The sequence below is a fragment of the Pseudarthrobacter sp. PH31-O2 genome (assembly GCF_030063265.1).
Classification (GTDB): domain Bacteria; phylum Actinomycetota; class Actinomycetes; order Actinomycetales; family Micrococcaceae; genus Arthrobacter.
Map to the genome: position 1 here is coordinate 554,283 of NZ_JASIST010000001.1, position 23,465 is coordinate 577,747.

Annotated in this window: 21 protein-coding genes; 14 read left to right on the forward strand and 7 right to left on the reverse strand. The window is 66.0% G+C overall.

What is annotated here, in order from left to right; all coding sequences use genetic code 11:
* The first annotated feature begins 15 nt into the window (after positions 1-15).
* From QMG72_RS02510 to pdxS, 3 genes are all read left to right on the forward strand, one after another.
* Positions 16-639 (forward strand): HIT family protein, encoded by a 624-nt coding sequence (locus QMG72_RS02510; protein WP_226775088.1) that lies wholly within the window; start codon positions 16-18, stop codon positions 637-639.
* Complete coding sequence (gene pgsA / locus QMG72_RS02515) at positions 629-1,267, forward strand: phosphatidylinositol phosphate synthase (RefSeq protein WP_226775089.1); 639 nt, start codon at positions 629-631, stop codon at positions 1,265-1,267. The genes QMG72_RS02510 and pgsA overlap by 11 nt, the downstream gene beginning before the upstream one ends.
* 170 nt (positions 1,268-1,437) lie before the next feature.
* Positions 1,438-2,364: a pyridoxal 5'-phosphate synthase lyase subunit PdxS gene (pdxS, locus tag QMG72_RS02520; protein ID WP_226775090.1), complete on the forward strand. Its 927-nt coding sequence runs from the start codon at positions 1,438-1,440 to the stop codon at positions 2,362-2,364.
* 100 nt (positions 2,365-2,464) lie between these two features.
* Here the strand turns inward: pdxS and QMG72_RS02525 are convergent, their stop codons facing one another.
* Positions 2,465-4,477 carry a M3 family metallopeptidase gene (locus QMG72_RS02525; protein ID WP_283479561.1) on the reverse strand — a complete coding sequence of 671 codons (2,013 nt, stop codon included), beginning with the start codon at positions 4,475-4,477 and terminating at the stop codon, positions 2,465-2,467.
* Positions 4,478-4,557: 80 nt separating this feature from the next.
* Between QMG72_RS02525 and QMG72_RS02530 the strand changes: the two genes are divergently transcribed.
* Both QMG72_RS02530 and QMG72_RS02535 read left to right on the forward strand, forming a co-directional pair.
* Positions 4,558-5,826 carry a CapA family protein gene (locus tag QMG72_RS02530; protein ID WP_283479563.1) on the forward strand — a complete coding sequence of 423 codons (1,269 nt, stop codon included), beginning with the start codon at positions 4,558-4,560 and terminating at the stop codon, positions 5,824-5,826.
* Positions 5,827-5,946: 120 nt separating this feature from the next.
* Complete coding sequence (locus QMG72_RS02535) at positions 5,947-6,783, forward strand: alpha/beta fold hydrolase (RefSeq protein ID WP_283479564.1); 837 nt, start codon at positions 5,947-5,949, stop codon at positions 6,781-6,783.
* A 51-nt stretch (positions 6,784-6,834) separates the two neighbouring features.
* On the opposite strand, the gene QMG72_RS02540 is transcribed toward QMG72_RS02535, so the two are convergent.
* The 4 genes from QMG72_RS02540 to QMG72_RS02555 form a co-directional block, all read right to left on the reverse strand.
* On the reverse strand, positions 6,835-7,680 hold the full coding sequence (locus QMG72_RS02540; protein WP_283479565.1) for a class I SAM-dependent methyltransferase: 846 nt from the start codon (positions 7,678-7,680) through the stop codon (positions 6,835-6,837).
* Positions 7,677-8,777, reverse strand: a complete 1,101-nt coding sequence (locus QMG72_RS02545) for a glycosyltransferase family 4 protein (RefSeq protein WP_283479566.1) — start codon at positions 8,775-8,777, stop codon at positions 7,677-7,679. Before QMG72_RS02545 ends, QMG72_RS02540 begins: the two co-directional genes overlap by 4 nt.
* A 96-nt stretch (positions 8,778-8,873) precedes the next feature.
* Entirely contained in the window at positions 8,874-9,596 is a 723-nt protein-coding gene (locus QMG72_RS02550; RefSeq protein ID WP_283479568.1) for a type 1 glutamine amidotransferase, read from the reverse strand.
* Positions 9,593-10,942, reverse strand: coding sequence for a Mur ligase family protein (locus QMG72_RS02555; RefSeq protein WP_282360586.1), 1,350 nt, complete (start codon positions 10,940-10,942; stop codon positions 9,593-9,595). Before QMG72_RS02555 ends, QMG72_RS02550 begins: the two co-directional genes overlap by 4 nt.
* 81 nt (positions 10,943-11,023) lie before the next feature.
* On the opposite strand from QMG72_RS02555, the gene pdxT reads away from it, so the two are divergent.
* The 9 genes from pdxT (at position 11,024) to QMG72_RS02600 (ending at position 20,956) form a co-directional block, all read left to right on the forward strand.
* On the forward strand, positions 11,024-11,725 hold the full coding sequence (pdxT, locus tag QMG72_RS02560; RefSeq protein ID WP_253032661.1) for a pyridoxal 5'-phosphate synthase glutaminase subunit PdxT: 702 nt from the start codon (positions 11,024-11,026) through the stop codon (positions 11,723-11,725).
* A gap of 3 nt (positions 11,726-11,728) precedes the next feature.
* The gene (locus QMG72_RS02565; RefSeq protein WP_226775099.1) at positions 11,729-12,484 is read left to right on the forward strand and encodes a YebC/PmpR family DNA-binding transcriptional regulator; all 756 of its coding nucleotides are present in this window, start codon (positions 11,729-11,731) and stop codon (positions 12,482-12,484) included.
* On the forward strand, positions 12,481-13,059 hold the full coding sequence (gene ruvC / locus QMG72_RS02570; RefSeq protein ID WP_282360589.1) for a crossover junction endodeoxyribonuclease RuvC: 579 nt from the start codon (positions 12,481-12,483) through the stop codon (positions 13,057-13,059). The genes QMG72_RS02565 and ruvC overlap by 4 nt, the downstream gene beginning before the upstream one ends.
* A 92-nt stretch (positions 13,060-13,151) precedes the next feature.
* Positions 13,152-13,799, forward strand: coding sequence for a Holliday junction branch migration protein RuvA (gene ruvA / locus QMG72_RS02575; protein ID WP_226775101.1), 648 nt, complete (start codon positions 13,152-13,154; stop codon positions 13,797-13,799).
* Positions 13,792-14,901 carry a Holliday junction branch migration DNA helicase RuvB gene (ruvB, locus tag QMG72_RS02580; protein WP_282360590.1) on the forward strand — a complete coding sequence of 370 codons (1,110 nt, stop codon included), beginning with the start codon at positions 13,792-13,794 and terminating at the stop codon, positions 14,899-14,901. The genes ruvA and ruvB overlap by 8 nt, the downstream gene beginning before the upstream one ends.
* A gap of 190 nt (positions 14,902-15,091) precedes the next feature.
* A complete protein-coding gene (gene yajC / locus QMG72_RS02585) occupies positions 15,092-15,499 on the forward strand; it encodes a preprotein translocase subunit YajC (protein ID WP_226775103.1) in 408 nt (135 codons plus the stop codon).
* Between the two features lie 106 nt (positions 15,500-15,605).
* Positions 15,606-17,366, forward strand: coding sequence for a protein translocase subunit SecD (secD, locus tag QMG72_RS02590; protein ID WP_282360591.1), 1,761 nt, complete (start codon positions 15,606-15,608; stop codon positions 17,364-17,366).
* Positions 17,367-18,389, forward strand: a complete 1,023-nt coding sequence (gene secF, locus QMG72_RS02595) for a protein translocase subunit SecF (RefSeq protein WP_226775105.1) — start codon at positions 17,367-17,369, stop codon at positions 18,387-18,389.
* A 173-nt stretch (positions 18,390-18,562) separates the two neighbouring features.
* Entirely contained in the window at positions 18,563-20,956 is a 2,394-nt protein-coding gene (locus QMG72_RS02600) for a RelA/SpoT family protein (protein ID WP_502934642.1), read from the forward strand.
* A 46-nt stretch (positions 20,957-21,002) separates the two neighbouring features.
* On the opposite strand, the gene QMG72_RS02605 is transcribed toward QMG72_RS02600, so the two are convergent.
* Together QMG72_RS02605 and QMG72_RS02610 are read right to left on the reverse strand one after the other, a co-directional pair.
* Positions 21,003-21,515 carry a type IV toxin-antitoxin system AbiEi family antitoxin gene (locus QMG72_RS02605; protein WP_226775107.1) on the reverse strand — a complete coding sequence of 171 codons (513 nt, stop codon included), beginning with the start codon at positions 21,513-21,515 and terminating at the stop codon, positions 21,003-21,005.
* A gap of 269 nt (positions 21,516-21,784) precedes the next feature.
* Positions 21,785-23,410, reverse strand: a complete 1,626-nt coding sequence (locus QMG72_RS02610; protein ID WP_283479575.1) for a DUF349 domain-containing protein — start codon at positions 23,408-23,410, stop codon at positions 21,785-21,787.
* Positions 23,411-23,465: the final 55 nt, after the last annotated feature.

Here is a 23,465-nt window from a genome sequence, read left to right on the forward strand (position 1 = left end):
GGACAGGGACCAGCGATGCGGGAATCCACAGGTGCCGCCCCGGACTATCCGGGGGATGCTGGCGTGACGGACGACTTTGCTTTGGCCGGGGTGCCGGACGCCTTCCAGCGTCTGTGGACTCCGCACCGCATGGCTTACATCAAGGGCGGCCAGAACCAGTTCAAGAACGTGGACGACTGCCCGTTCTGCGTGGCGCCGGACCGCGATGACGATGATTCGTTGATCGTCCACCGTGGTAGGACCAGCTATGTGGTGCTCAATCTCTTTCCGTACAACCCGGGCCACCTGCTGGTGTGCCCGTACCGGCACATTCCCGACTATACGGACCTAAACGTGGCGGAAACGGCGGAATTCGCCGAACTGACCCAGACGGCCATGCGTGTGCTGCGCAAGGTCGCCAATCCGACGGGATTCAACCTGGGCATGAACCAGGGGGTAACCGGCGGTGCCGGCATAGCCGGGCACCTGCACCAGCACGTGGTTCCGCGCTGGGGCGGGGACGGAAACTTCTTCCCGATCATCGCCCAGACCAAGGCCATCACGCAGACCCTGGGCGAGGTACGTCAGCAAGTGGCTGACGCGTGGCCGCAGGAGAACGGCGCGGGGCAGGCGACTGTCGGGGCCACGGATGCTCAATAGGCACGCGCGCGGATTCTTCACCGCGCTTTTCTCCCCGCTCGCCCGGTGGCTGTTGCGGATCGGCGTCTCCCCGGACGCCGTGACCATCGTCGGAACCCTAGGCGTGGTGGTCGGGGCGCTGGTTTTCTACCCGCTGGGCCAGCTTTGGTGGGGGACGCTTTTTATCACTGCGTTCATTTTTTCCGACGTCATCGACGGCATTATGGCCCGGATGCACAAGGGCGGGGGACGCTGGGGCAATTTCCTGGACTCCACCCTGGACCGGGTGGCCGACGGGGCACTGTTCGCCGGCGTCGCGGTCTGGTTCTTCACCGGCGGGGCGAACATCGCCATCGCCGTGGCCGCCATCCTCTGCCTGGTCCTGGGAATGGTGGTTTCTTACGCCCGGGCCAAGGCCGAGGCGCTGGGCTTCGAGGCAAACGTGGGCATTGCAGAGCGCGCCGAGCGGCTGGTGTCCGTGCTGGTGGTGACGGGCTTCACCGGCCTGGGCCTGCCGAGCGTGGTGCTTTTTGTGACCTTGATTCTGCTGGCCGCCGCGAGCCTCGTCACCATCGTCCAGCGGATCATCGCAGTGCACCGCCAGTGGATCGAATCAACCGAAGGCACCGCGTCCGAACAGGCGGCCTGAGCGTGCGCCTTCGACGGCGGCCCGGGGTGTAACGGAAATTCAGCGCCGCGCAACGGGGGACTAGTATTAGCTGTGCCGGCCAATGGATCCGGTAACCCGGTGCGTGCGAAGCGGTTCTTGTGCGCCGTCAGCGCTCCGGCGAGGTCAACTATCTACCCATAGGGGTTTTTGTGTCTACACCTGATGTAAGCAGCGAAGCCGGCGCGTCCGCACAGAGCGTTACGGGCAGCAGCCGCGTTAAGCGCGGTATGGCGGAGATGCTCAAGGGCGGCGTCATTATGGACGTCGTTAACGTCGAGCAGGCCCTCATCGCCGAGGATGCCGGAGCCGTGGCAGTGATGGCGCTGGAACGCGTTCCGGCCGACATCCGCGCCCAGGGCGGCGTGTCCCGCATGTCCGATCCGGACATGATTGAGGCGATCATCGCCGCCGTGTCCATTCCGGTCATGGCGAAGGTCCGGATCGGCCACTTCGTCGAAGCCCAGGTCATCCAGACCCTGGGCGTGGATTACATCGACGAGTCCGAGGTCCTGACCCCGGCGGACTACGCGAACCACATCGACAAGTGGAATTTCACGATTCCCTTCGTCTGCGGTGCCACCAACCTCGGTGAGGCGCTGCGCCGGATCAACGAGGGCGCGGCGATGATCCGGTCCAAGGGCGAGGCCGGCACCGGGGATGTCTCCAACGCCACCACGCACATGCGCTCGATCCGTGCGGAGATCAAGCGGCTCGCCGGGATGGCCGAGGACGAGCTCTACGTCGCGGCCAAGGAACTGCAGGCCCCGTATGAACTGGTGAAGGAAGTGGCCGCCACCGGCAAGCTCCCCGTGGTGCTGTTCACCGCCGGCGGCATCGCCACCCCGGCGGATGCGGCGATGATGATGCAGCTCGGCGCCGACGGTGTCTTCGTTGGCTCCGGTATCTTCAAGTCCGGCAACCCGGCCCAGCGGGCGGCCGCCGTCGTGAAGGCCACTACCTTCTTTGATGACCCGGACGAGATCGCCAAGGCCTCCCGCGGCCTGGGCGAGGCCATGGTCGGAATCAACGTCGACGAAATCCCGCAGCCGCACCGCCTCGCTGAGCGCGGCTGGTAACTGCACCAACGCCCAACTGACTCGCAGATATGGTCGTTTTGAGGGCTCAAAACGACCCCACCTGCGAGTCAGTTGGGCTGCGCCGGGTGGATTCCGTGGGCTACTCGAGGCCGCGGCGCTTGAGCAGCGGTTCGAGTCCGGCGTCTCGGCCTCGGACGGCGCGGAAGGAATCCAGCGGATCCCGGCTGTTGCCGCGGGAGAGCAGTTCAGCCCGGAAGAAGTCGCCATTTGCGCGGGTGAGGCCGCCGTTTTCCTTAAACCATTCCACCGTCTCGGCGTCCAGCACCTCGCTCCAAATGTAGGAGTAGTAGCCCGCGGCGTAGCCGGCACCGGCAAAAATGTGCTGGAAGTACCCCGTGCGGTAGCGCGGGGGGATCAGGTGGTGTGCCACGCCGGCCGCTGCCAATGCCCCGGCCTCGAACTCCAGAACGTCCTCGGGCACCTCTGTGCCGTCCAGGACATGCCAGGCCAGGTCAAGCAGGGCAGCGCCCAGGTACTCGGTCGTGCCAAAGCCCTCGCCCCACAGCTGTGCGGCATCGAGCTTGGCCACGATCTCCTGCGGGAGCTTCTCGTTGGTGGCATGGTGGCGTGCGTAGTTCGCCAGAACCTCGGGCCACATGATCCACATTTCGTTGACCTGCGAGGGGTACTCCACAAAGTCCCGCGGCACGGAGGTACCGGAAAAGCGCGGGTACGTGACGGAGGAGAACAGTCCGTGCAGGGCGTGGCCGAACTCGTGGAACGCGGTGCGGAGTTCGTCGAGGGCCAGGAGGGTGGGTTCGCCGGCCGGTGGCTTGGAGATGTTCAGGTTGTTGATCACCACGGGCCGGGCGTTGAGCAGGCCGGACTGTTCCACCAGAGAGTTCATCCATGCTCCGCCGCGCTTGGACTCGCGGGTGTAGTAGTCGCCCAAAAATAGCCCCAGCTCCGTGCCGTCCTGGTTCCGGACTTCCCAGACCCGCACGTCCGGGTGGTAGCCGGAGAGGTCTGCGCGTTCGTGGAAGGTGACACCGTACAGCGCGTTGGCGGCGAAGAACACGCCCTCGTGCAGGACGCGGTCCAGCTCGAAGTAAGGGCGCAGAGCCTGTTCGTCAACTGCATACCGTTCGCGTTTGACCTTGGCGGAGTAGTAGGCCCAGTCCCAGGCTTCGAGCGGGTGCCCGGCGATCTTGGCCAGCGCTTCTGCCTCCGCATTGGCGTTGCGGACGGCGGCCGGTGCGAGCCGGTTCATCATGGCCTGCACGGCGGCGAAGTCCGGGGCGGTCTGTTGATCCACGACCAGCTCGGCGTAGTTGTCGAAGCCCAGCAGCGCAGCCTTCTCGGCCCGGAGCCGGACTGTGTCCTTGACCAGATCCAAAACATCAAAGTTGCCGCCGGCGCTGCCGCGGCCAACGGACGCCTCGTACAGGCGCCGGCGGACGCCCCGGTGGTCCAGCGCGGCGAGGGCGGGCTGGTTGCTGGGCTGGATGAGGGTCAGCAGGTACTTGCCTTCGTGCCCGGCAGTGCGGGCAGCTTCCGCAGCGCTGGCAACATCGTCCGCGGGAAGTCCGGCAAGTTCGGTGGCGTCATCGAGCAGCAGAGCTGCGGACTTCATTGCTTCCTTGACCCGCTGGCCGAATTCCGTGCCCAACCGGGAGAGCTCGGCGTTGACGGCCTTGAGCCGATCCTGGCCCGCGCCGTCGAGCTGGATGCCGGACTGGCGGAATTCCTTGAGGTATTCGTCCACCAGGCGCGAAGACTCGGCGTCGAGCTGGTCGGTGTTAATCGCGGCGAACCGTTCGAACAGGCCACGGTTGAGGTAGACGGCGTCCTGATGGGCCGACAATCGCGGGGATAGGGCGGTCTCCAGCTCGCGGATGGCGTCCGAGGCGTCGGCCGAGACGAGCGTGAAGAAGGAAGCGGCGGCGCGCTGCAGGAGCTGTCCGGACCGCTCCATGGCGAGCGCCGTATTTTCAAACGAGGCGGGTTCCGCGGTGTCCACGATCGCCTTGATCTCCGTGAGATGTGCGGCAAGGCCGGCCTCGACCGCTTCGGAGTAGTGCTCATCGGTGATGTCCGCGAAGGGCGGCAGGCCGAAGGGCAGGTGGCTGGGGCTCATCAATGGGTTGATCATGAAATAACTCTTTCATGTAATGCAGGGAGTCTCAACGGCGGACCGGCGTTTTTTGCCCGGCGTCATCGTAGGATGGCGCCATGCGTACCCTTACCCCGACTCGGCGTGCTCGCCTGATCACCGTTGCCGCAGCCCTGTCCCTCGTAGCCTCTTTGGCTTCCTGCGGGTCCGGCGCCCAACCGGAAAACGGCGGCTCGCGTTCCGCGGCCGCCGGGAGCAGCGAGAGTGGTGCTGCATCGGCGGGGACCCCGGTACCGGGCCCGTCGACGTCACCGGCCCCGATCCCGACGCCGGGGAAGGGCCCGGCCTGCCGGGCCGTCCGTTGCGCCTCGGTGCTGGTGACCGGCGACATGCTGGTTCATGCCCAGCTGTGGGACCAGGCCCGTGCCGACGCCCTCGCCACCGGTGCGAAGGGCCTGGACTTCGGACCGCTGCTGGAAGGCCAGCGCCGATACATCGAGAAGAGTGACCTGGCGATCTGCCACCAGGAAACACCGGTAGCCGGCCCCACCGGCCCCTTCTCCGCCTACCCCTCGTTCAACGTCCCGCCGCAGATTATTACGGCTGCCCAGGGGGTGGGCTACCAGGCCTGTACGACGGCGAGTAACCACACCATCGACCAGGGCACGGCCGGCCTGGTCCGCACGCTGGACGCCATGGACGCCGCCGGACTCCAGCACACCGGCTCGTACCGGAGCGAAGCGGACTCGCAGGGAATTATGGTCCTGCAAACCGCTGCGGCCAAAATCGCCGTCATCGATGCCAGCTATGGGTTGAACGGGCAAGTTCCGGAGGCCGACTGGCAGGTGGACATGCTCGATCCCGGGGTGATGATCGCCAAGGCCAAGAAGGCCCGCGCGTTGGGAGCGGACATCGTCCTCGCTGCCATGCACGCCGGCGACGAGTACTCCAGTGAGCCCAACGCCGAGCAGCAAAGCGTCGCCCACGCTCTCGCGGACAGCGGCCAGTTCACCATGATCTACGGTCACCACACGCACTCGGTTCTCCCGATCGAGCAGTACAAGGGGACGTGGATTGTGTACGGACTGGGCAACGGGATCACCGAACTCTCACCGAGCTACGTGGTCAACAATGAAGGTCTCCTGGTGCGGGCACAGTTCAGCCAGGACGCCGCCGGCAAGTGGACCGCCTCCGATCTGGCCTGGGCGCCGTCGGTAATTGTCCGCAGCCCCTACCGCTGGTGTTCCGTTGCCTCCGACGCACCGCAGGGCCCCTGCGCCGGTGCCGCGGCCGACGCGGCCACCCACATGCGCACCCAGACCGTGGTCGAGTCGATGGGAGCCGCAGCCGCGGGCGCCCACGAACTGCTCATCACGAGGGAGCCGTAGCGCCGGGCGGAACGGCCGCGCCCACTCCGCGGGGTCTTGCCGTGCTTCCGACCGGCGCATACCGTGGTGGTGACGCGAGGGCTGGGGGCAGTTCCTTTCACCACCGGGCAGGAGGCTTTCGTGGGCAGAGTACCGATAGCGGACCGGGAAACCCGGAACGGGACCTTTCCCAACGGCATGGACTACCTGAGCCTGGGCAATGGCGGGAAAAAACTCCTTTTCATCCAGGGTGGCCCGGGGAGCACGGTTCCCCGGGGGCTGCTGCGCCAGATGCTTCGGCGGCAGTTCGCCCCACTTTTCCGGGCCGGGTACTCCGTCTGGATTGTCACCCGGCGCCGCGGAATGCCGCCGGAACACCGGGTAGCCGACATGGCGGACGACTATGCGCGGCTGATAGCCGAGGAATTCGGCGGCCGCGTGGACATTGTCGTGGCTGAATCGTTTGGCGGAATGATCGCCCAGTACCTGGCCGCGCGGCATCCCGAATCCTTCGACCACATGGCCATGGTGGTCACCGCCGCGGAGCTGAGTGACTGGGGCAAGGACGTCGACTCCCGGATGGCGCATGCCATTGCGGACGGGGACCCGGACGGCGCCGGTACGGTTTTCGCCGAGTATCTGATCCCGAACGAGCGGCTGCGGTGGCTTCGGCGGCTGCTCGGACCGGTAATCAGCCGCCTGGTCATCACCGGGGCCGGCTATCCGCTCGCGGACGTCTTGACCGAAGTCGAGGCGGAAGTGAGCTTTGATTCCAGGGCCGTGCTCCCGCACATCCGGCGGCCGGTGCTGCTGCTTTGCGGTGGCTCGGACCAGTTCTTCCCGCAGGACGTTGCGCGCGAGACGGCCGGTCTTATCCCGGACTGCACCCTCATCTGGTACGAGGGCATGGGTCACCTCCGGGCAGCCTCAAGCCGCCGCATAGCCCGGGACGTCCTCGCCTATGTAGGACCTGGCTAAGCGACGGCGCGTTCCGGGAACGCATCGGCACGGTGTACCGGAGGGTCCGGCTCAGTCCAGCCGGGGCGTGGCGAAAACATCGCTGTGGCCGATCGTCGCCTGGCCCGGATCCCGGCGGGCGGCCAGCCAGTCGGCGACTTCCCCCGGGGTGAGCTCCTGCGTCTCCAACGCGGCAGAGCCGATGCCGGTGGCGAGTTCGCGCCGGAGATCCGAATCCTCCGGTCCGAGCAGCCAGGGTGAGTCGGCGGTGTGCACGGCATAACCGTGCACCTTGAGCAGTCCCGCCAGCGCAGCCGTGGCCCGCGGACCGCTGGACGGACCGAAGCCCTTGTCCCACTGCTGATGGCTGTTGAACGCACGAAGCACACGCCCGTCCTGCGGGTGGGCCGGCTGCCATTCCTGCCGGCCGTCGTAGCTCAGGACCGTGTAGAGCGGCAGCCCGGCCGCGCTGAGGGCGGCCGTGAACAGCTCCAGCCAGGGCTCCGAAACCAGGTCAAACAGTGCTGCGGCCGTGACAAGGTCCGGAGCCGGCGTCAGCACCTGCGCCAGGTCACGGGTCAGGTCGGCCTCGGCGAAGCTGACGTCGATGTGTTTGTTCTCTTTGCGCAGCCGAAGGAGGGCGCCCTCGGACCGGCTCTCGTCAGCCCAATCGACCAGGCGGTGCCGGGCCAAGGTCAGCAGCTGCGCGTCATAGTCCGCCAGCCGCCAGGACTGGTGGTCCGGCAGCAACTTCGCGGTGCCCCGCAGATTGGACCCGGAACCGCAGCCCAGATCCACCACGCTGACGTGTGTGTGTGCAGCGAAATAAGCGGACAGCTGCTGGCCTAGCTCCGAATCCCGGGCCCGGTGGTCAGCCGGTTCGCGCAGGTCCAGCCACTCCGGGCTGAAGCCGCTCATGCCGCGCGCTCCGGGAGCAACCGGGCCACGGCCCGCACCGCGCCAGCGACCCGACCGGCAGTCTCAGACCAGGGCGGCAGCGTCCGTCCGGCGGTCCAGGAGCGCTCCCCGAGGTCGGCGAGGCGCTGCGGATTGGTCAAAAGTAGACGGAGGGCATTGCCGAGGGCGGGCGCGTCCCCGGGCGGGACCTTGACGGCAGCGCCGTCCGGCACCGTCTCGGCCGCGGCCCCGCCGGTGGTGCAGATAATCGGCAGGCCGTAGGACATGGCCTCCGCCAACGCCATGCCGTAGCCCTCATAGAGGGACGGCATCACAAAGAGGTCGCTGGAGCGGTAGGCGGCCGCCAGCTCATCCGCCGTCAGGACACCGGTGAAAGTAACCCGGCCGGCAAGGCCGTGGGCCTCGATGGCGGCGGCTACGCGGGCGTGCTCGCCCGGCACCCGGTGGGTTTCACCGGCGATGGTGACATGCCAGTCCAGGTCAGTCAACTGCGAAAGTGCCAGGGCAAGGACGCCATAGGCCTTGCGTGGGGAGACCGACCCGACGCAGAGCAGTTCCGCCCCGCGTGTGCCGTCTGAGCCTTCGGCCCGGTGTGCCGGCGGTGTCCCCGGACAGGCGATCGAGATTTTGCCGGCCGGGACGCCGTAGTCGCGGGTCAGAGTCCGGGCCGTCACCGCGCTGGTGGCAATCACGTGCGTGGCGCGTGCCAGGGCATGGCGCTCGGTTGCCGCGAGCAACCGGCGTTCGTCTTCCGCGATCCCGGCTTCCATTGCCAGTGGATGGTGTACGAGGGCCAGGAGCGGGTGGCCGGTCCCATCTCCCAACATCTCAAGCAGTGTGTCCGGGAACGCGCCGAACGCGAGTCCGTCCACCATAACCGGGGTCCCGCGCCGCAGCGAGGCGAGCACCCGCCTGGTTTGTTCAACGTCAGCGGCCGTCGGAGACGGCCACTGGCCCGGGAGTTGCAGGTGCTGGACCCGGATGCCGCAGCCGGGCAGGTGCGTCAGGAGGCTGCGGTCATAGGCGTAGCCGCCGGTGGGCGTTGAAAGGTCGCCCGGGATGGCGAACACCAGCCCGGGATCTGGATCTCCAACCATGGCGGACTCCATTTCGAGCGACGGTTGAGCGACGGGCCGCAGGTCACGGCACGCGAGACCCATGCTACCCGGATAGCCCGGACGGCGCCGTGGCTGTCAGCGCGGGCGGCGGGCGGCGTGGTCCCGGGCCAGGACGGCGTACGAGTCGTCCGGGGTACCCGGGGAGAAGCTGCCGTATTTGCGCTCGACGGCGGTCCGGATCAGGAAGTCTGCCAGGACCGGGTTCTTGGGCAATAGTGAGCCGTGCAGGTAGCTGGCCACAATGTTGCGGTAGCGGGCCCCTTCCTGGCCGGAACTGCTGTTGTTGCCCGTGCCCTTGGCGGTGGCTCCCAGCGGCGAGACGCCCGGGCCCAAGCTGGTCTGCCCGCTGTGGTTCTCATAACCCAGCACGGTGCCGAACTCGGGGGAGGTCACCGACACGTTGCCGATCAGCCGCTCATCGGTGCCGTGGGTTTCCACGTCCAGGATGCCAATTCCCGGGATGATTGAACCCGTCCGGGTTTTGAAGAACTTCCCGAACAGCTGGTAGAGGCCGCAAATCACCAGCATCGGGGTGCCGTTCTCGGCCAGTTCCTTGAGCGCGGATTCGCGCGAGAGCAGGTCGTCCTGGATTACAAGCTGTCCGCTGTCCTGTCCGCCGCCTCCGACTACCAGGTCGATGTCCGCCGGAAAGGCGTCGCCGACGTTGTACTCAAGCAATACCGGCGTGTAGCCGTGCCAGCGCAGCCGCTGTGCCAACACCAGGGCGTTGCCCCAGTCGCCGTAGATGTTCATGTCCTGCGGGTACAGCTGGAGGACCCGGATGGTTCCTTTGCTCATGAGACCACCTCCACAGTGGTGATTTTGGCCAGCTCGCGGCGGATGGCGAGCATCGCCGTGTAGGTGCAGAAGATTCGTTTGGGCTTGTTTTTGGCCCCGCGGATAAAGGCTGCCAGTGCGGGCGCAATCTCGGTATTCACGGCGCCGATAGAGACGTCGTTATACTGCAGCCGGAGTGCCATGTCGTAAGCGCGGGAGCCGCTCAACTGGTCCACGCCGCCCTCGCTCAGGGTGTCGAATTCCACATCCCAGAGCCAGGACATGTCCCGGCCGTCGGCATAGTTGTCATTGATTGCGATCATCGTGGCGTACCCCGCAGCAGGAAACGACTTCAGCCCGAGGCGGAAGCCGCTGGGGTTCTTCACCAGCACCAGGTCCAGCGGCAGGCCGTCGACGACGAGGCTTTCTCCGCGGCCAAAGGCCGGTGCCACCCGGGACAGGGCCGCCAGCAGGCTCTCGTTGTCCGCGACGGCCGTTTTTCCAGGGACAGGGTCCCCCACCGCAATTGCCCGCGCCAAGGTCAGCGCGGCCGCGGCGTTAAAGATGTTGTAGACACCGCGGAGCTTCATCGCCGTGGTGGCCGTGACGCCGTCGTACTCAAAGTCCGCGTCCGCGGCACCGACCCGGCGAAGCACAACGTCGGCATGCGGCTTGGCGGGAGCCGGCGGCACCGGGCTGCCGGGGGCGGTCCGCATCTCGTCGTCGTTTGGGAAGGTGCTCAGCAGGGAATCATCCAAGCCGAAGTAGAGGACGTCGGGGCCGCTGTGCGTGCCTGTTTTTCCCGTGCCCGTTACGTGCGGTTGCGCGGCGAGAGTTTCCGCGATCCGTGCGACGCGGGGGTCCTCGCGGTTCAGCACGACGGTTCCGGTGGTTTTGGCGGCGATGTGCTGCAGCAGCTGGGCGGTCTTGTCGATCTCGCCAAAACGGTCCAGCTGATCCCGCAGCACGTTGAGCAGGAGGCAGTAGCGCGGCGGCACCTGGTTCACGAAGTGCACCGCGTGCGCCTCGTCCAGTTCCAGCACGGCGACGTCCGCGTCGAGGCGTCCCAGCCAGTCCACCTCGCCGAGCAGCGCAGCGGCCACGCCGCGGGTGAAGTTGCTGCCGGTGCGGTTGGTGAAGACCTTCAGGCCCTGGCTCTCCAGGAGTTCGACCACCATCTTCGTGGTGGTGGTCTTGCCGTTGGTGCCGCTGACGACGGCGACGCCGTGCGGCAGCGTGGACAGCGTCCTGCGCATAAACCCGGGGTCGATTTTTTCGACGACCAGCCCCGGCAGGGCAGAGCCTCCGCCCCTGAGCCGGGACACCCGGCGGACGAGCTTGCCGAGCGGAACGCTGAAGTAAAACATGCTCTGTAATATATCCCAGCGTCGGCATGGAAGCCCGCCGGGCGGCGGCGGCGGGTTCGTTCAGGCCACTATGCTGTTCGGATGACCAACCCCTCTTCTGCCTCCTCTTCCCGCGCGGGTTCGGGCCTGCGGATCGGCGTCCTGGCCCTTCAGGGCGACTTCCGCGAACACCTGCGCGCGGTGGAAGAAGCCGGCGCCACGGGCATCGGCGTCCGCCGGGCGTCCGAACTCGACGGCCTCGATGGCCTCATCATTCCCGGGGGTGAATCGACAACCATCGACAAGCTGTCCCGGGCCTTCGGACTGCGTGATCCGCTGCGCACCCGCATCCGGGCCGGGCTGCCGGTCTACGGTTCCTGCGCCGGGATGATTCTCCTCGCCGAGGAAATCGCCGACCCCGCGAAGGACCTCGCCGGCAACCCCCAGCAGACCTTCGGGGGCCTTGACATCACGGTGCGCCGGAACGCCTTCGGCCGGCAGCGTGAGTCTTTCGAAACGGATCTCGATTTCAAGGGCTTGGGCTTCAGTGCCACCGGCGACGGCGTCGCCCCCGTGCACGCTGTTTTTATCCGCGGACCGTGGGTGGAACGCGTCGGCGACGGCGTGGAGGTCCTCGCCGTAGTGGAGCCGGCCGGCGCCTCCCACCCCGAGGCGCTGGCCGGGGCGGCTAGAATTGTTGCTGTGCGTTCCGGCAAGCTGCTGGCCACCTCCTTCCACCCGGAAGTGACGGGGGAGAAGCGTGTGCATAAATTGTTTATCCGAATGATCAGAGGAGAAGCGTAAAGCATGTCAGGCCACTCCAAATGGGCGACGACCAAGCACAAGAAGGCCATCCTCGACAGCCGCCGGGCAAAGTCGTTCGCCAAGCTGATCAAGAACATCGAAGTCGCCGCACGGATGGGCGGTCCGGACCTCGCCGGCAACCCGGGCCTGGAACTCGCCGTCACCAAGGCAAAAAAGACATCGGTCCCCGCTGACAACATCGACCGTGCCATCAAGCGCGGCGCCGGCCTCACCGGCGAAGTGGTTGACTACACCGAGATCATGTACGAATGCCGCGGGCCGCAGGGCTCGGCGCTGCTGATCGAGTGCCTGACCGACAACAAAAACCGTGCCGCCTCCGAAGTCCGGCTCGCCATTTCCCGCAACGGCGGAACCATCGCCGATCCCGGTTCGGTCAGCTACCTCTTCTCCCGCAAGGGTGTCGTTTCGCTGCCGAAGAACGGCCTCAGCGAGGACGATGTCCTGATGGCCGTCCTGGACGCCGGCGCCGAGGAAGTCAAGGACCACTCGGACAGCTTCGAGATCCATTCCGAGCCGACGGACCTGCAGGCCATCCGCGATGCCCTCAAGGACGCGGGGATCGAATACGATTCCGACGAGGCGGAGTTTGTCCCGTCCATGCAGGTTCCGCTGGACCTCGAAGCCGCCAAAAAGTTCATGAAGCTTGTCGATGCCCTCGAAGAACTCGATGACGTCCAGAACGTCTACAGCAACGCCGACCTCAGCGACGAAGTGCAGGCCGCACTGGAAGCGGAGTGACGCTGCGCGTCCTCGGCGTCGACCCGGGCCTCACCCGCTGCGGGATCGGCGTCGTGGACGTTGAGAAAAACCGCCGGGCCACGATGGTGGCGTTCGGCGTCGTCGGGACCTCGCCGGAGGAAAGCCTGGACCAGCGCCTCCTGGTCATCGCGACCTCCATCGACGAGTGGCTGGACAAGTACACACCGCACGTCCTGGCCGTTGAGCGCGTCTTTTCCCAGCTGAACGTCAGCACCGTGATGGGGGTGGCCCAGGCCTCGGGCGTGGTGATCGCCGCTGCCGCGCGCCGCGGCATCCCGGTAGCGCTGCACACACCGTCCGAGGTCAAAGCCGCCGTGACCGGCAGCGGCACGTCCAACAAGGATGCCGTGACCAAGCTGGTTACCAAGATCCTCCGCCTTGACGCCCCGCCGCGGCCGGCCGACGCAGCCGACGCCCTGGCGTTGGCCATCACCCACGCCTGGCGGGCCGGAAGCGGCGCGGCCGTCAGCACCACCGGGCCCGGCAGCGGCTCCTTGACTCCCGCGCAACGGGCTTGGGCAGACGCGGAAGCCAAAGCGCGCCGCACCCGCTGAATGTCCGGTGCGCTTGCTAGGGTATTCGTAGATATGTTCGGATAGCCGGGTCCTCCCGGTTCATGTATGGCTGAATTTTCAGGAGCCCGGCTTTGATCAGTTTTCTCCGCGGAACCGTAGCGCACGTTGGCCTGTCCTCCGCCGTGATCGACCTCAACGGCGCCGGCATGAGCGTGAACGCCACGCCGCAGACCCTCAGCAGGCTCCGTGCCGGCGAGGAAGGGAAGCTGTTCACCTCCCTGATCGTGCGGGAGGACTCCCTTACCCTGTTTGGATTCGCTTCCGACGACGAACGAGCTGTGTTCGACATCCTGCTCAGCGTCAGCGGCGTCGGGCCCCGGCTGGCTCTCGCAGTCCTGGCCGTGCATGAGCCGGAAACGATCCGCGTCGCCGCACACTCCGGAGACGGCAAGGCCTTCACCAAGGTGCCGGGGATTGGCCCCAAGGTCGCCGGGCGGATTGTGCTGGAACTGGCCGGCAAGCTGGTGCCGCACGGCACCGCGGCCGATGCACCTGCTCCCGCGGCAAGCTCCGAGTCGGTCTGGAAGCCCCAGGTGGTCGCGGCCATGACGAGCCTGGGCTGGTCCGAGAAGGATGCCACCTCCAGCATCGACAAGTCCCTGGCCGATTCACCCGAACTGGCCGACAGGGGCAACGTGGCCGAGATCCTGCGCGCCACCCTCCGCTGGCTGGGCCAGGACGGCGCCCGGGCCGGCAACAGGGCAGGCGCCCGTGGCTGAGCCATCCGTCGTCGCCGGGGGAGAGGAGCCGGAGGAGCGGGTCATCGAAGCCGCCCTCAGGCCCAAAAACCTGCATGACTTCGTGGGCCAGCACCGGGTCCGGAAACAACTGTCACTGGTCCTGGAAGCTTCCCGCATGCGGGGCCGCAGCGCTGACCATGTCCTGCTCTCCGGTCCTCCCGGCCTGGGTAAGACCACGCTGTCCATGATCATTGCGGCCGAGATGAACGCACCGCTGCGAATCAGCAGCGGCCCGGCGATCCAGCACGCAGGCGACCTGGCTGCCATCCTGTCCTCGCTCTCCGAAGGTGAAGTCCTTTTCCTTGATGAAATCCACCGGATGTCCCGGCCGGCCGAGGAAATGCTCTATATGGCCATGGAGGATTTCCGGGTCGACATCGTCGTCGGCAAGGGAGCCGGAGCTACCGCCATCCCGATTGAACTTCCGCCGTTCACCCTGGTGGGTGCGACCACCCGCGCGGGCCTGCTGCCCGGACCGCTCCGGGACCGGTTCGGCTTCACCGGACATCTCGAGTTTTACTCCGTGGCGGAATTGGAACTCGTCCTCCGGCGCTCTGCAGGCCTGCTGGACCTGAAGGTCAACTCCGCCGGGTTCAGCGAAATTGCCGGGCGGTCCCGCGGTACGCCCCGCATCGCAAACCGGCTCCTGCGCCGGGTCCGCGACTGGGCGCTGGTGCACGGGGTCGAGCAGATCGATGCCCGGACCGCGTCCGCGGCGCTGGACATGTACGAAGTCGACAAACGCGGACTTGACCGGCTGGACCGGGCCGTCCTGGAGGCTTTGATCACCAAGTTCGGCGGCGGACCCGTGGGCCTGTCCACCCTGGCTATCGCCGTCGGCGAGGAGACGGAAACGGTGGAAACCGTCGCCGAGCCGTACCTCGTCCGCGAGGGCCTGCTGGGCCGGACCCCCCGGGGCAGGATCGCGCTCGCCCCGGCCTGGACACATCTTGGCTACGCGGTGCCGCCCGGCGTTTTCGCGCAGGACCCGCTGGAACTCTTCCCGGCGGACGGTGACGCCGACTTCGAGGCCGGGCCGGGCCAGGATGCCGATCCGGAATGGATCCGTAACCGTCAATAGCAGCAGCGCGTAGCCTTTCCCTCTAGACTGGTATGACGCTCGGCACGTTCGGGTCTTTGTTTCCGTGCGCGGCCAGTTCCTGGCCGCCGTCGGCTCGGCATAATTTGCCTGCCAGCTATCCCGGAGCGAAACGGACGTTGCTGTACAACCAGCTACGCAAGTACAGAATGGAACTTTTCCCTTGGATCCAATGAACATCCTGCTTTTCGTTATGCTCGGACTCTTCGTCTTTATGATGTTCCGACGCAACAAGAAGACCAAGGAACAGGCAGCCACGCTGCAGTCACAGTTCGCCCCGGGTGTCGAGGTTATGACCAGTTTCGGCCTCTTCGGACGGATCGTCGAGATCGACGACGCAGAGAACAAGGTCCTGCTCGAACTCTCCCCGGGGAACACCGCCACAGTGCACCGCCAGGCAGTTACCAAGATCGTCGAGCCGGTCCTCGCCGCCGAGGAGCCTGCAGTGGTTCCCAACGATGCATCTTCGCTGACCATCGAGAAGTCCGAAAGCATCGCTCCTGTCAACGATGCACCGCGCGATGAGACGCCTGAGGAAACCCTGCGCCGCCTCAGCGACGAAGGCAAAAAAGACAGCTAGTCTGCCTGTTTGAGCTATCCCGCGAAACAACGGCTGCGGGCCACCGCCGGAGCGCGCCCGTGAGGGCCGCACGGCGGTTCCTCCGTAAACAATAGAAAGATCCACAATGGCACGAACTGGCCCCAAAAACACAGCCCTCAGGGTGCTGGTCTGGCTCGGCGTTATCCTCGCCGTCCTGACGGCCGTCCTGGCCGGCGGCACCATGGCCGGCCAGGCGAGCTGGGCACCCAAGCTCGCCCTGGACCTTGAAGGCGGCACCCAGATGATCCTGGCGCCCAAGGTTGAAGGCGGTTCAGGCATCAATGAAGAGCAGCTCAATCAGGCCGTGGCGATCATCCGCCAGCGTGTGGACGGCTCCGGTGTCGCGGAAGCCGAAATCAGCACGCAGTCCGGCCGGAACGTCGTCGTCAGCCTGCCGGGCACACCCGCCAAGGAAACCCGCGCCCTGATCCAGGCGTCCGCCGACATGAATTTCCGCCCCGTCCTCCAAGCCGGTCCGGGCGCAGCCGTCCCCACGGAGTCCTTGACTCCGGAAGACCAGCTGCCCAAGCCCACCGCCGAGCCCACCAACGGCAGCGACATTAACTGGGTTACCCCGGAGGTCTACAAGAAGTTCGAGTTGCTCAACTGCGACAACCCGTCGCAGGACAAGCAGGAACGCTCCGACCCGACCAAACCGCTGGTAACCTGCGAGCCGGCCTCCGCCAGCTCCCCGGCGATCAAGTACATCCTTGGCCCGGTTGAAGTCAAAGGCTCAAACATCGCCGGGTCCTCCTTCCAGCTGCAGCGCGGCGCCCAGGGTGCGGTGACCAACGAGTGGGCAGTCAACATCCAGTTCAACGACGAAGGCACCACCAAGTTCAAGGCAGTCACTGAGCGGCTGTATCAGTTCAACGTCGCCAGCCAGGCCCAGGGCGGCTCGGATCCGAAAGCGCAGTTTGCCATCGTGCTCGATGACCAGGTCATCTCCGCGCCGCGTGCGAATGCGGTCATCACCGATGGACGTCCGCAGATCACCGGCGGGTTCACCGAACAGTCCGCGAAGGCACTCTCGGACCAGCTCCGCTTTGGAGCCTTGCCGATCAGCTTCGAAATCCAGAGCGAACAGCAGATCTCAGCCACCCTGGGTGGTGAGCAGCTGCGGATGGGCATGCTGGCGGGCCTGATCGGCCTGTTGCTGGTGGTCGTCTACTCACTGTTCCAGTACCGGGCCTTGGGCCTGGTCACCGTGGCGTCCCTGGTGGTTGCCGGTGCCCTGACCTACCTGGCCATCGCGATCCTTGGCTGGACGGAAAACTACCGGCTCTCGCTTGCCGGTGTGGCCGGTCTGATTGTGGCAATCGGACAGACAGCTGACTCCTTCATCGTCTACTTCGAACGCATCCGTGACGAGCTCCGGGAAGGCCGAGGACTCGTTTCGGCAGTCCAGAACGGCTGGAAGCGCGCCAAACGCACAGTGCTCGCATCCAAGGCGGTCAACCTGCTGGCCGCACTGGTGCTGTACTTCGTGGCAGTGGGCAACGTCCGCGGCTTCGCGTTTACGCTTGGCCTGACTGCCATCGCGGACCTCATCGTTGTGTTTATGTTCACGCACCCGACGCTTCAGCTGCTCTCGGGCACCAAGTTCTTCGGCGAAGGCCACCGGTTCTCCGGCCTGGACCCGAAGCGGCTCGGGGCCATCCCGCTGTACCGCGGGGCGGGCCGGATCCGCACCCCGGATGATAAGCCCGCCGTTGCGCTTCGCGCCAAGAACACCGGCGCCGCGGCCGAGGCCGAACGCCGGATGACCATTGCGGAACGACGGCTCGCGGAACGCCAGGAACAGCTTGCCGGTTCCTCCAAGAACGCGTCCAAGGAGGGCAACTAAATGGCCACCAGCTTCGCCAATTTCGGCAATGAGCTCTACACGGGCAAGCGCTCGTACGACTTCGTCGATTCCAAGAAAATCTGGTTCCTGATTGCAGCCGTCCTGGTTGCGCTCTCGATCCTGCTGCCGGTCGCCAAGGGTGGCTTCAATCTCGGCATCGAGTTCCGGGGCGGCTCGGAATTCACCGTCTCAAATGTCAAGACCACGGACCCTGCCCTCGGCGAGAAAGCCGTGAAGGACGTTGTCTCTGGAAGCGTCCCGCGCGTCGCCAACGTTGCCGGCACCACGATGCGGATCCAAACGGACAAGCTCACCGACGACGAGACACTGCGGATCAAGGACGGACTCACCACGGCCTACGGCGTCACCGACAATGAGGTCACCTCGACCTTTGTCGGGCCGACGTGGGGTGCCGACGTTACAAAACAGGCCCTTTTGGGCCTGGCGATCTTCGTCGGTCTCGCCGCGGTGCTGATGGCGCTGTACTTCCGGACCTGGAAGATGTCGCTCTCGGCCCTCGTGGGCATGCTGGTGACGATGTTCATCACCGCCGGCGTCTATGCCCTCAGCGATTTCGAGGTCACGCCGTCGGCCATCATTGGGTTCCTCACCGTGCTGAGCTACTCGCTGTACGACACAGTGGTGGTCTTCGACAAGATCCGCGAGAACACCGCGGACCTGCAGGCGTCCACCCGCCGGACGTTCGGCGAGGAGGTCAACCTGGCCGTCAACCAGACCTTGGTGCGCTCCATCAACACCATGATGGTTGCCATCCTTCCTGTGGGTGCGATCCTATTCATCGGCGCTGGCCTGCTCGGCGCCGGAACCTTGCGGGACCTCTCACTGGCTCTTTTTGTCGGCATCCTGATCGGCACGGCGGCCACCATATTTATCGCCGCGCCCCTCTACGCCTGGCTGCGCCAGGGCGAACGGGAGTTGGTCAAGCAGGCCGCACGGGTGCAGCAGCGCCGGGCGCAGGCTGCCGCCAAGGCGGAAACCGCAGAAGCTCCCGCGACGGCCTAGCCGCAGCGGTCCTGCCGGACCCGGTCCGCCGGGGTATTTGCTTCCGCAGACCTTCGGGCCGGAGAACGCCATTCGTGGTGCTCTCCGGCCCGTCGCCGTATCGTCGACGGTTATCGAAGTATCCTGCTGCGGGAATAGACTGGAAGAATTAACGGGTTCGGAGAGGTGCTCCATTGGAAGAACGTTCGACGCCGGTGCCAACAGCGCAGGCGGATGAGGCTGCAGGCCAGGGTTCGCAGACTGGCGTGGTGGCTCCGGGACGCGCTGATCCGCCCGTCCCGGTCGACAGTTCGGGGGCCCGCCCGACCTTCCCCGGCCGCCGTGAGCGCACCCGCTCCCGGCTGGCGCGCCTGACCGGTCGCGGTGCACCTGCCTATTCGCCCATCCTGGAGCCGCTCCTGCGCACCGTGCGGGCCAACAACCCCAAAGAGGACTTTGAGCTGATTCAGCGTGCCTTTGTGGTGGCGGAGAGCTGCCACCGCGGGCAGAAGCGCAAGAGCGGCGACCCGTACATTACCCACCCCGTGGCGGTTGCCACCATCCTGGCCGAACTGGGGCTCAGCGGAACCACCCTGGCGGCGGCTCTCCTGCACGACACGGTCGAGGACACCTCGTACTCCCTGGAGGACCTGAAAGCCGAATTCGGGCCGGAAGTGGCCATGCTGGTCGACGGGGTCACCAAGCTGGACAAGGTCAGCTTCGGCGAGGCCGCCCAGTCTGAAACCGTGCGCAAAATGGTCGTCGCCATGGCCAAGGACATCCGGGTCCTGATGATCAAGCTGGCCGACCGGCTGCACAACGCCAGGACCTGGCGCTTCGTCTCGGCCGAGTCGTCGGCGCGCAAGGCCCGGGAAACACTGGAGATCTTCGCTCCGCTGGCACACCGGCTGGGCATGAATACCATCAAATGGGAACTTGAAGACCTCTCCTTTGCGGCGCTGTATCCGAAGGTCTACGAGGAAATCGTGCGTATGGTGGGGGACCGGACCCCCGAACGCGAAAAGAACCTCTCGGTGATCCGGAACCAGATCACCGAGGACCTGCGCGAAGCGAAAATTAAGGCCACTATCAGCGGCCGGCCCAAGCATTACTACTCGATTTACCAGAAGATGATTGTTCGGGACAAAGATTTCGACGACATCAACGACCTGATGGGCGTCCGGGTGCTGGTCGACTCGGTCCGGGACTGTTACGCGGCCCTCGGCGCCATGCACTCACGCTGGAACCCCCTCCCCGGGCGGTTCAAGGACTATATCGCGATGCCCAAGTTCAACATGTACCAGTCGCTGCACACCACCGTCATCGGCCCCGGCGGCAAACCCGTGGAGATCCAGATCCGCACGCACGAAATGCACCGCCGCGCTGAATACGGCGTTGCGGCACACTGGAAGTATAAGGATCAGCCGAACCGCACCGCTGCCGGGCCGGGAAGCCCCCGCGAGGGTGAGATGGGCTGGCTCCGCTCCCTCGTGGACTGGCAGCAGGAAACCTCCGATCCGGGCGAGTTCCTGGACTCGCTGCGTTTTGAAATCAACGCCCGGGAGGTTTTTGTTTTTACCCCCAAGGGCGAGGTTATGGCCCTACCCGCCGGTTCCACACCCGTGGACTTCGCCTACGCCGTCCACACCGAAGTGGGCCACCGGACCATCGGGGCCCGAGTCAACGGCAAACTGGTCCCGCTGAACAGTGAACTGAACCACGGCGACTGGGTGGAAATCTTCACGTCCAAGGCCGAGGGCGCCGGTCCCAGCCAGGACTGGCAGCATTTCGTCAAGAGCGCCCGGGCCCGCAACAAGATCCGTCAGTGGTTCAGCAAGGAACGCCGCGAAGAGTCGATCGACCGGGGCAAGGAAATGCTGACCAAGGCGATGCGCAAGCAAAACCTGCCGTTGCAGCGCCTGATGACCCATGACGCCCTCGCCGCGATCGCGGAGGACTTAAAGTATGTCGACATCTCCGGTCTGTACGCAGGGGTCGGCGACGGCCACACCTCGGCTCAGTCCGTTATGGAACGCCTCGTGGAAAGCGTCGGCGGCAACGACACTCCCGACGACGCCCTCACCGAGGTTTCCATCCCCTCGCAAGTCAGCAAGGGACGGTACTCCGATTCAGGCGTCGTAGTACGCGGCGTGGACGATGTCTGGGTCAAGCTCGCCCGCTGCTGCACACCTGTTCCGCCGGACCCGATCCTGGGCTTCGTCACCCGCGGTTCCGGCGTTTCAGTGCACCGGACGGACTGCACCAACGTCAGTGGGCTGCTGGAGCAGCCAGACCGGATAGTGGAGGTTGATTGGGCACCCACCCAGTCGAGCGTTTTCCTGGTCGAAATCCAGGTTGAAGCCCTTGACCGCAAGTCGCTGCTCTCGGACGTGACCCGCATCCTGTCGGAGAACCACGTCAACATCCTGGCCGCGAGCGTTCACACATCCACGGACAGGGTAGCCATCTCGAAATTCGCTTTCGAGATGGGCGACCCGAAATACCTCAGCCATGTGCTCAGTGCCGTCCGACGCATCGACGGGGTCTTTGACGTCTACCGGACCACCGGCAGCCGGCGGCGCGGCTGAATCTTGTTTGGCGAGACACCGTAACCGGGCGCCGGGAGGCGCCGGGTTATGGCGCCGGACGGGGCTGCAGCTGTTCGAGTTTCGCCAGCGCTTCCTTTTTGTGCGGCATCCGGGGCGATGCCTCCACGGCCCGCAGCAGCAGCCGGGTCTGCAAACCCAGATCTGGGTTTGCCAGCAGCGCCCGCAGCGCCGGAACGGCCCGCTCCGCGTCCACATGCAGGGCGATGTCCACAGCGGTCCGCAGCGGGCTGGAGACCAGCAGACCACCCAGGCTCACGACGTCGAACGGGCCCAGGCGCACCTCGTGGAGTGTGCACCCGCGGGCCGACCTGAGGCTGGATATCCGTCGCTTGGTGTCGACGAGCAGGGCAAGACGGTCAGGTTCGATGGCGCAGCCGTAAATCCAGGCGGCCGTCATCCGCCCCGCGACAACCCGGGTGCGGATGGCCGGGCTTATCAGGAGGGAGGCCGCACGGGCCCTGAGCCGCGGCGTGGGGCGGGTCCCCGGCGGCAGGTAGCCGCGCTGGTAGAGCTGCGTCAGCACGCCGTCCAACGCCATCGCTTGAAGTTCGGGCCAGGAGAAGAGCGCTCCGGGGGAATACAATTCAGCCGGCGGCGACAGTGCAGCCGTCAGCGGCGCTGACCCTGACCGCAACGTTGACAGTGACGGTAGAAGTGAGCCTGGGGTGGACGTGGCAGCGGGGCCGTGAACGATGACCATTCAGCCATCCTGACCCGTCCCGGAATCAGCGAACAGGCCCCGCACCGGTCATGTGGATAACCGGTGCGGGGCCCGCTTCGTAGGGCTTGGGGTCCGGCGCCTGCGGGCTAGGAGAGTTCGCTCGCTGATTTTTCGAGCTGTTCCAGCCAAGCCTCGCGGGCCTCGAGCGCTTCCTTGGCGGCCTTAATCTTGCGATCGTCGCCGGCCTTCTCCGCCTTGGCCAGGTCCTCCCGCAGCCCTGCAATGGCCGATTCAAGTTGCGTCAGCGCGCTGTTGGTGCGTGCTTTCGTCTCCGGGTTGGACCGCTTCCAGTTCTCGTCCTCGGCGTGGCGGACGCTATCTTCGATCTTCCGCAGCCCGGCTTCGACGCGTGCCATGTCGGCGCGGGGGACTTTGCCGGCCTCTTCCCAACGGTCACGGATGGACTGGAGCGCCTTTTTGGCCGCGGTGAGGTCCTTGATGGGGAGGAGCTCGTTGGCTTCCGTCAGCAGCGCCTCCTTGACCACGAGGTTTGCACCGTATTCCTGGTCGATCTCATCGTTGGCCGCCTGGCGGTGCGTAAAGAAGACGTCCTGGGCGGCACGGAACCGGGCCCACAGCGCGTCGTCGTCTTTGCGGCTGGCACGCGGCGATGCCTTCCAATCATCCATCAGGCGGCGGTATTCGCCGGCGGCAAAGCCCCAGTCGGTCGAGGAGGAGAGCGCTTCCGCCTCGGTGATCAGCTTCTCCTTAGCGGCCTTGGCTGCCGAGTTGGTGCTGTCCAGCTGGGAGAAATACGCACGGCGGTGCCGGTCAAAGACGGTACGGGCGGCGCGGAAGCGCTTCCAGAGGGTGTCCTCATTGCTGCGGCCGAGCCGGACGCCGCTCTTCTGCGCGGTCTTCCAGCCCTCGAACAGTTCGTTCATCCGGGCGCTGGATGTCTTCCACTGGATCTGGGCCGGGTCGTGGCCGGCAATCTCTTCAGCCTCGGCGACGATGGCTTCGCGGGCGGCCAACTCGGCAGCGCGGACGGCATCGTGTTCTGCCTTCTCGGACTTTTCGAGCTCGGAGATCTGCGTGGCCAGGGCGTCCAGACGGGACTCGGCGGAGCGAAGGTCGCCCACCATGTTGCGCCCGGCGAGTTGCTCGCGCAGGTGGGCCACGGTCTTGTGCATGTCCGTGGTGGGTGCCTTGGAGCTGACCCGCTGTTCCAGCAGGACAATCTGCGCGACGACGTCATCGTACTTGCGGGCGAAGTAACCCAGTGCCTCGTCGTCGCTGACGTCCGGGTACTGCCCGACAGGGTGCTCGGCACCGTCGAGGGTCAGGAACACGTGGCCGTCGCCTTCGACCCGGCCCCATCGTGCGGCCTCGGCCAGTGAAGCAGCGGAGGAAACGGTAGCCGGTGCTGCCGGTGCTGCCGGTGCGGGTTTCGCCTTCGGCCGTGCCGCAAACGCTGCCGGTGACGGCGCGGGGCGCGGGGCCGGGGGAGCCGCGGGCTCAAAGGCGGTATCCGCGGCTTCGGCGGCGGCGGGTGCGGCTTCGCCGGCGTGGGTGGAAGCGGGAGCCCCCGTTGCGGCGACAGCCGCGGCGGCCTGCGCCTCTGGTGCCGTCTCCGTCACCGTAGCCGGGGTTGTGGCATCTGCCTGCGCCGTGCCCGGGCCTGTGGCTGGTTCTGCGAACCCAGCTCCGGCCTGCGTTTCGTTGGCAGCTGCTGCTGACACTGTTTCGTCGGATTTCTGACTGTCTGTCACCGCTAGAAGTCTTTCGCTTGGAGGGAAATACCGGGGCCGGTGCCACGAGGGCGAC

Bases quoted from the DNA above. Each gene is read 5' to 3' on its own strand.
- QMG72_RS02510 (WP_226775088.1), top strand. From the start codon at position 16: ATGCGGGAATCCACAGGTGCCGCCCCGGACTATCCGGGGGATGCTGGC.
- pgsA (WP_226775089.1), top strand. From the start codon at position 629: ATGCTCAATAGGCACGCGCGCGGATTCTTCACCGCGCTTTTCTCCCCG.
- QMG72_RS02525 (WP_283479561.1), bottom strand. From the start codon at position 4,477: ATGATCAACCCATTGATGAGCCCCAGCCACCTGCCCTTCGGCCTGCCG.
- QMG72_RS02530 (WP_283479563.1), top strand. From the start codon at position 4,558: ATGCGTACCCTTACCCCGACTCGGCGTGCTCGCCTGATCACCGTTGCC.
- QMG72_RS02540 (WP_283479565.1), bottom strand. From the start codon at position 7,680: ATGAGCGGCTTCAGCCCGGAGTGGCTGGACCTGCGCGAACCGGCTGAC.
- QMG72_RS02545 (WP_283479566.1), bottom strand. From the start codon at position 8,777: ATGGTTGGAGATCCAGATCCCGGGCTGGTGTTCGCCATCCCGGGCGAC.
- QMG72_RS02550 (WP_283479568.1), bottom strand. From the start codon at position 9,596: ATGAGCAAAGGAACCATCCGGGTCCTCCAGCTGTACCCGCAGGACATG.
- QMG72_RS02555 (WP_282360586.1), bottom strand. From the start codon at position 10,942: ATGTTTTACTTCAGCGTTCCGCTCGGCAAGCTCGTCCGCCGGGTGTCC.
- pdxT (WP_253032661.1), top strand. From the start codon at position 11,024: ATGACCAACCCCTCTTCTGCCTCCTCTTCCCGCGCGGGTTCGGGCCTG.
- QMG72_RS02565 (WP_226775099.1), top strand. From the start codon at position 11,729: ATGTCAGGCCACTCCAAATGGGCGACGACCAAGCACAAGAAGGCCATC.
- yajC (WP_226775103.1), top strand. From the start codon at position 15,092: ATGAACATCCTGCTTTTCGTTATGCTCGGACTCTTCGTCTTTATGATG.
- secD (WP_282360591.1), top strand. From the start codon at position 15,606: ATGGCACGAACTGGCCCCAAAAACACAGCCCTCAGGGTGCTGGTCTGG.
- secF (WP_226775105.1), top strand. From the start codon at position 17,367: ATGGCCACCAGCTTCGCCAATTTCGGCAATGAGCTCTACACGGGCAAG.
- QMG72_RS02605 (WP_226775107.1), bottom strand. From the start codon at position 21,515: ATGGCGTTGGACGGCGTGCTGACGCAGCTCTACCAGCGCGGCTACCTG.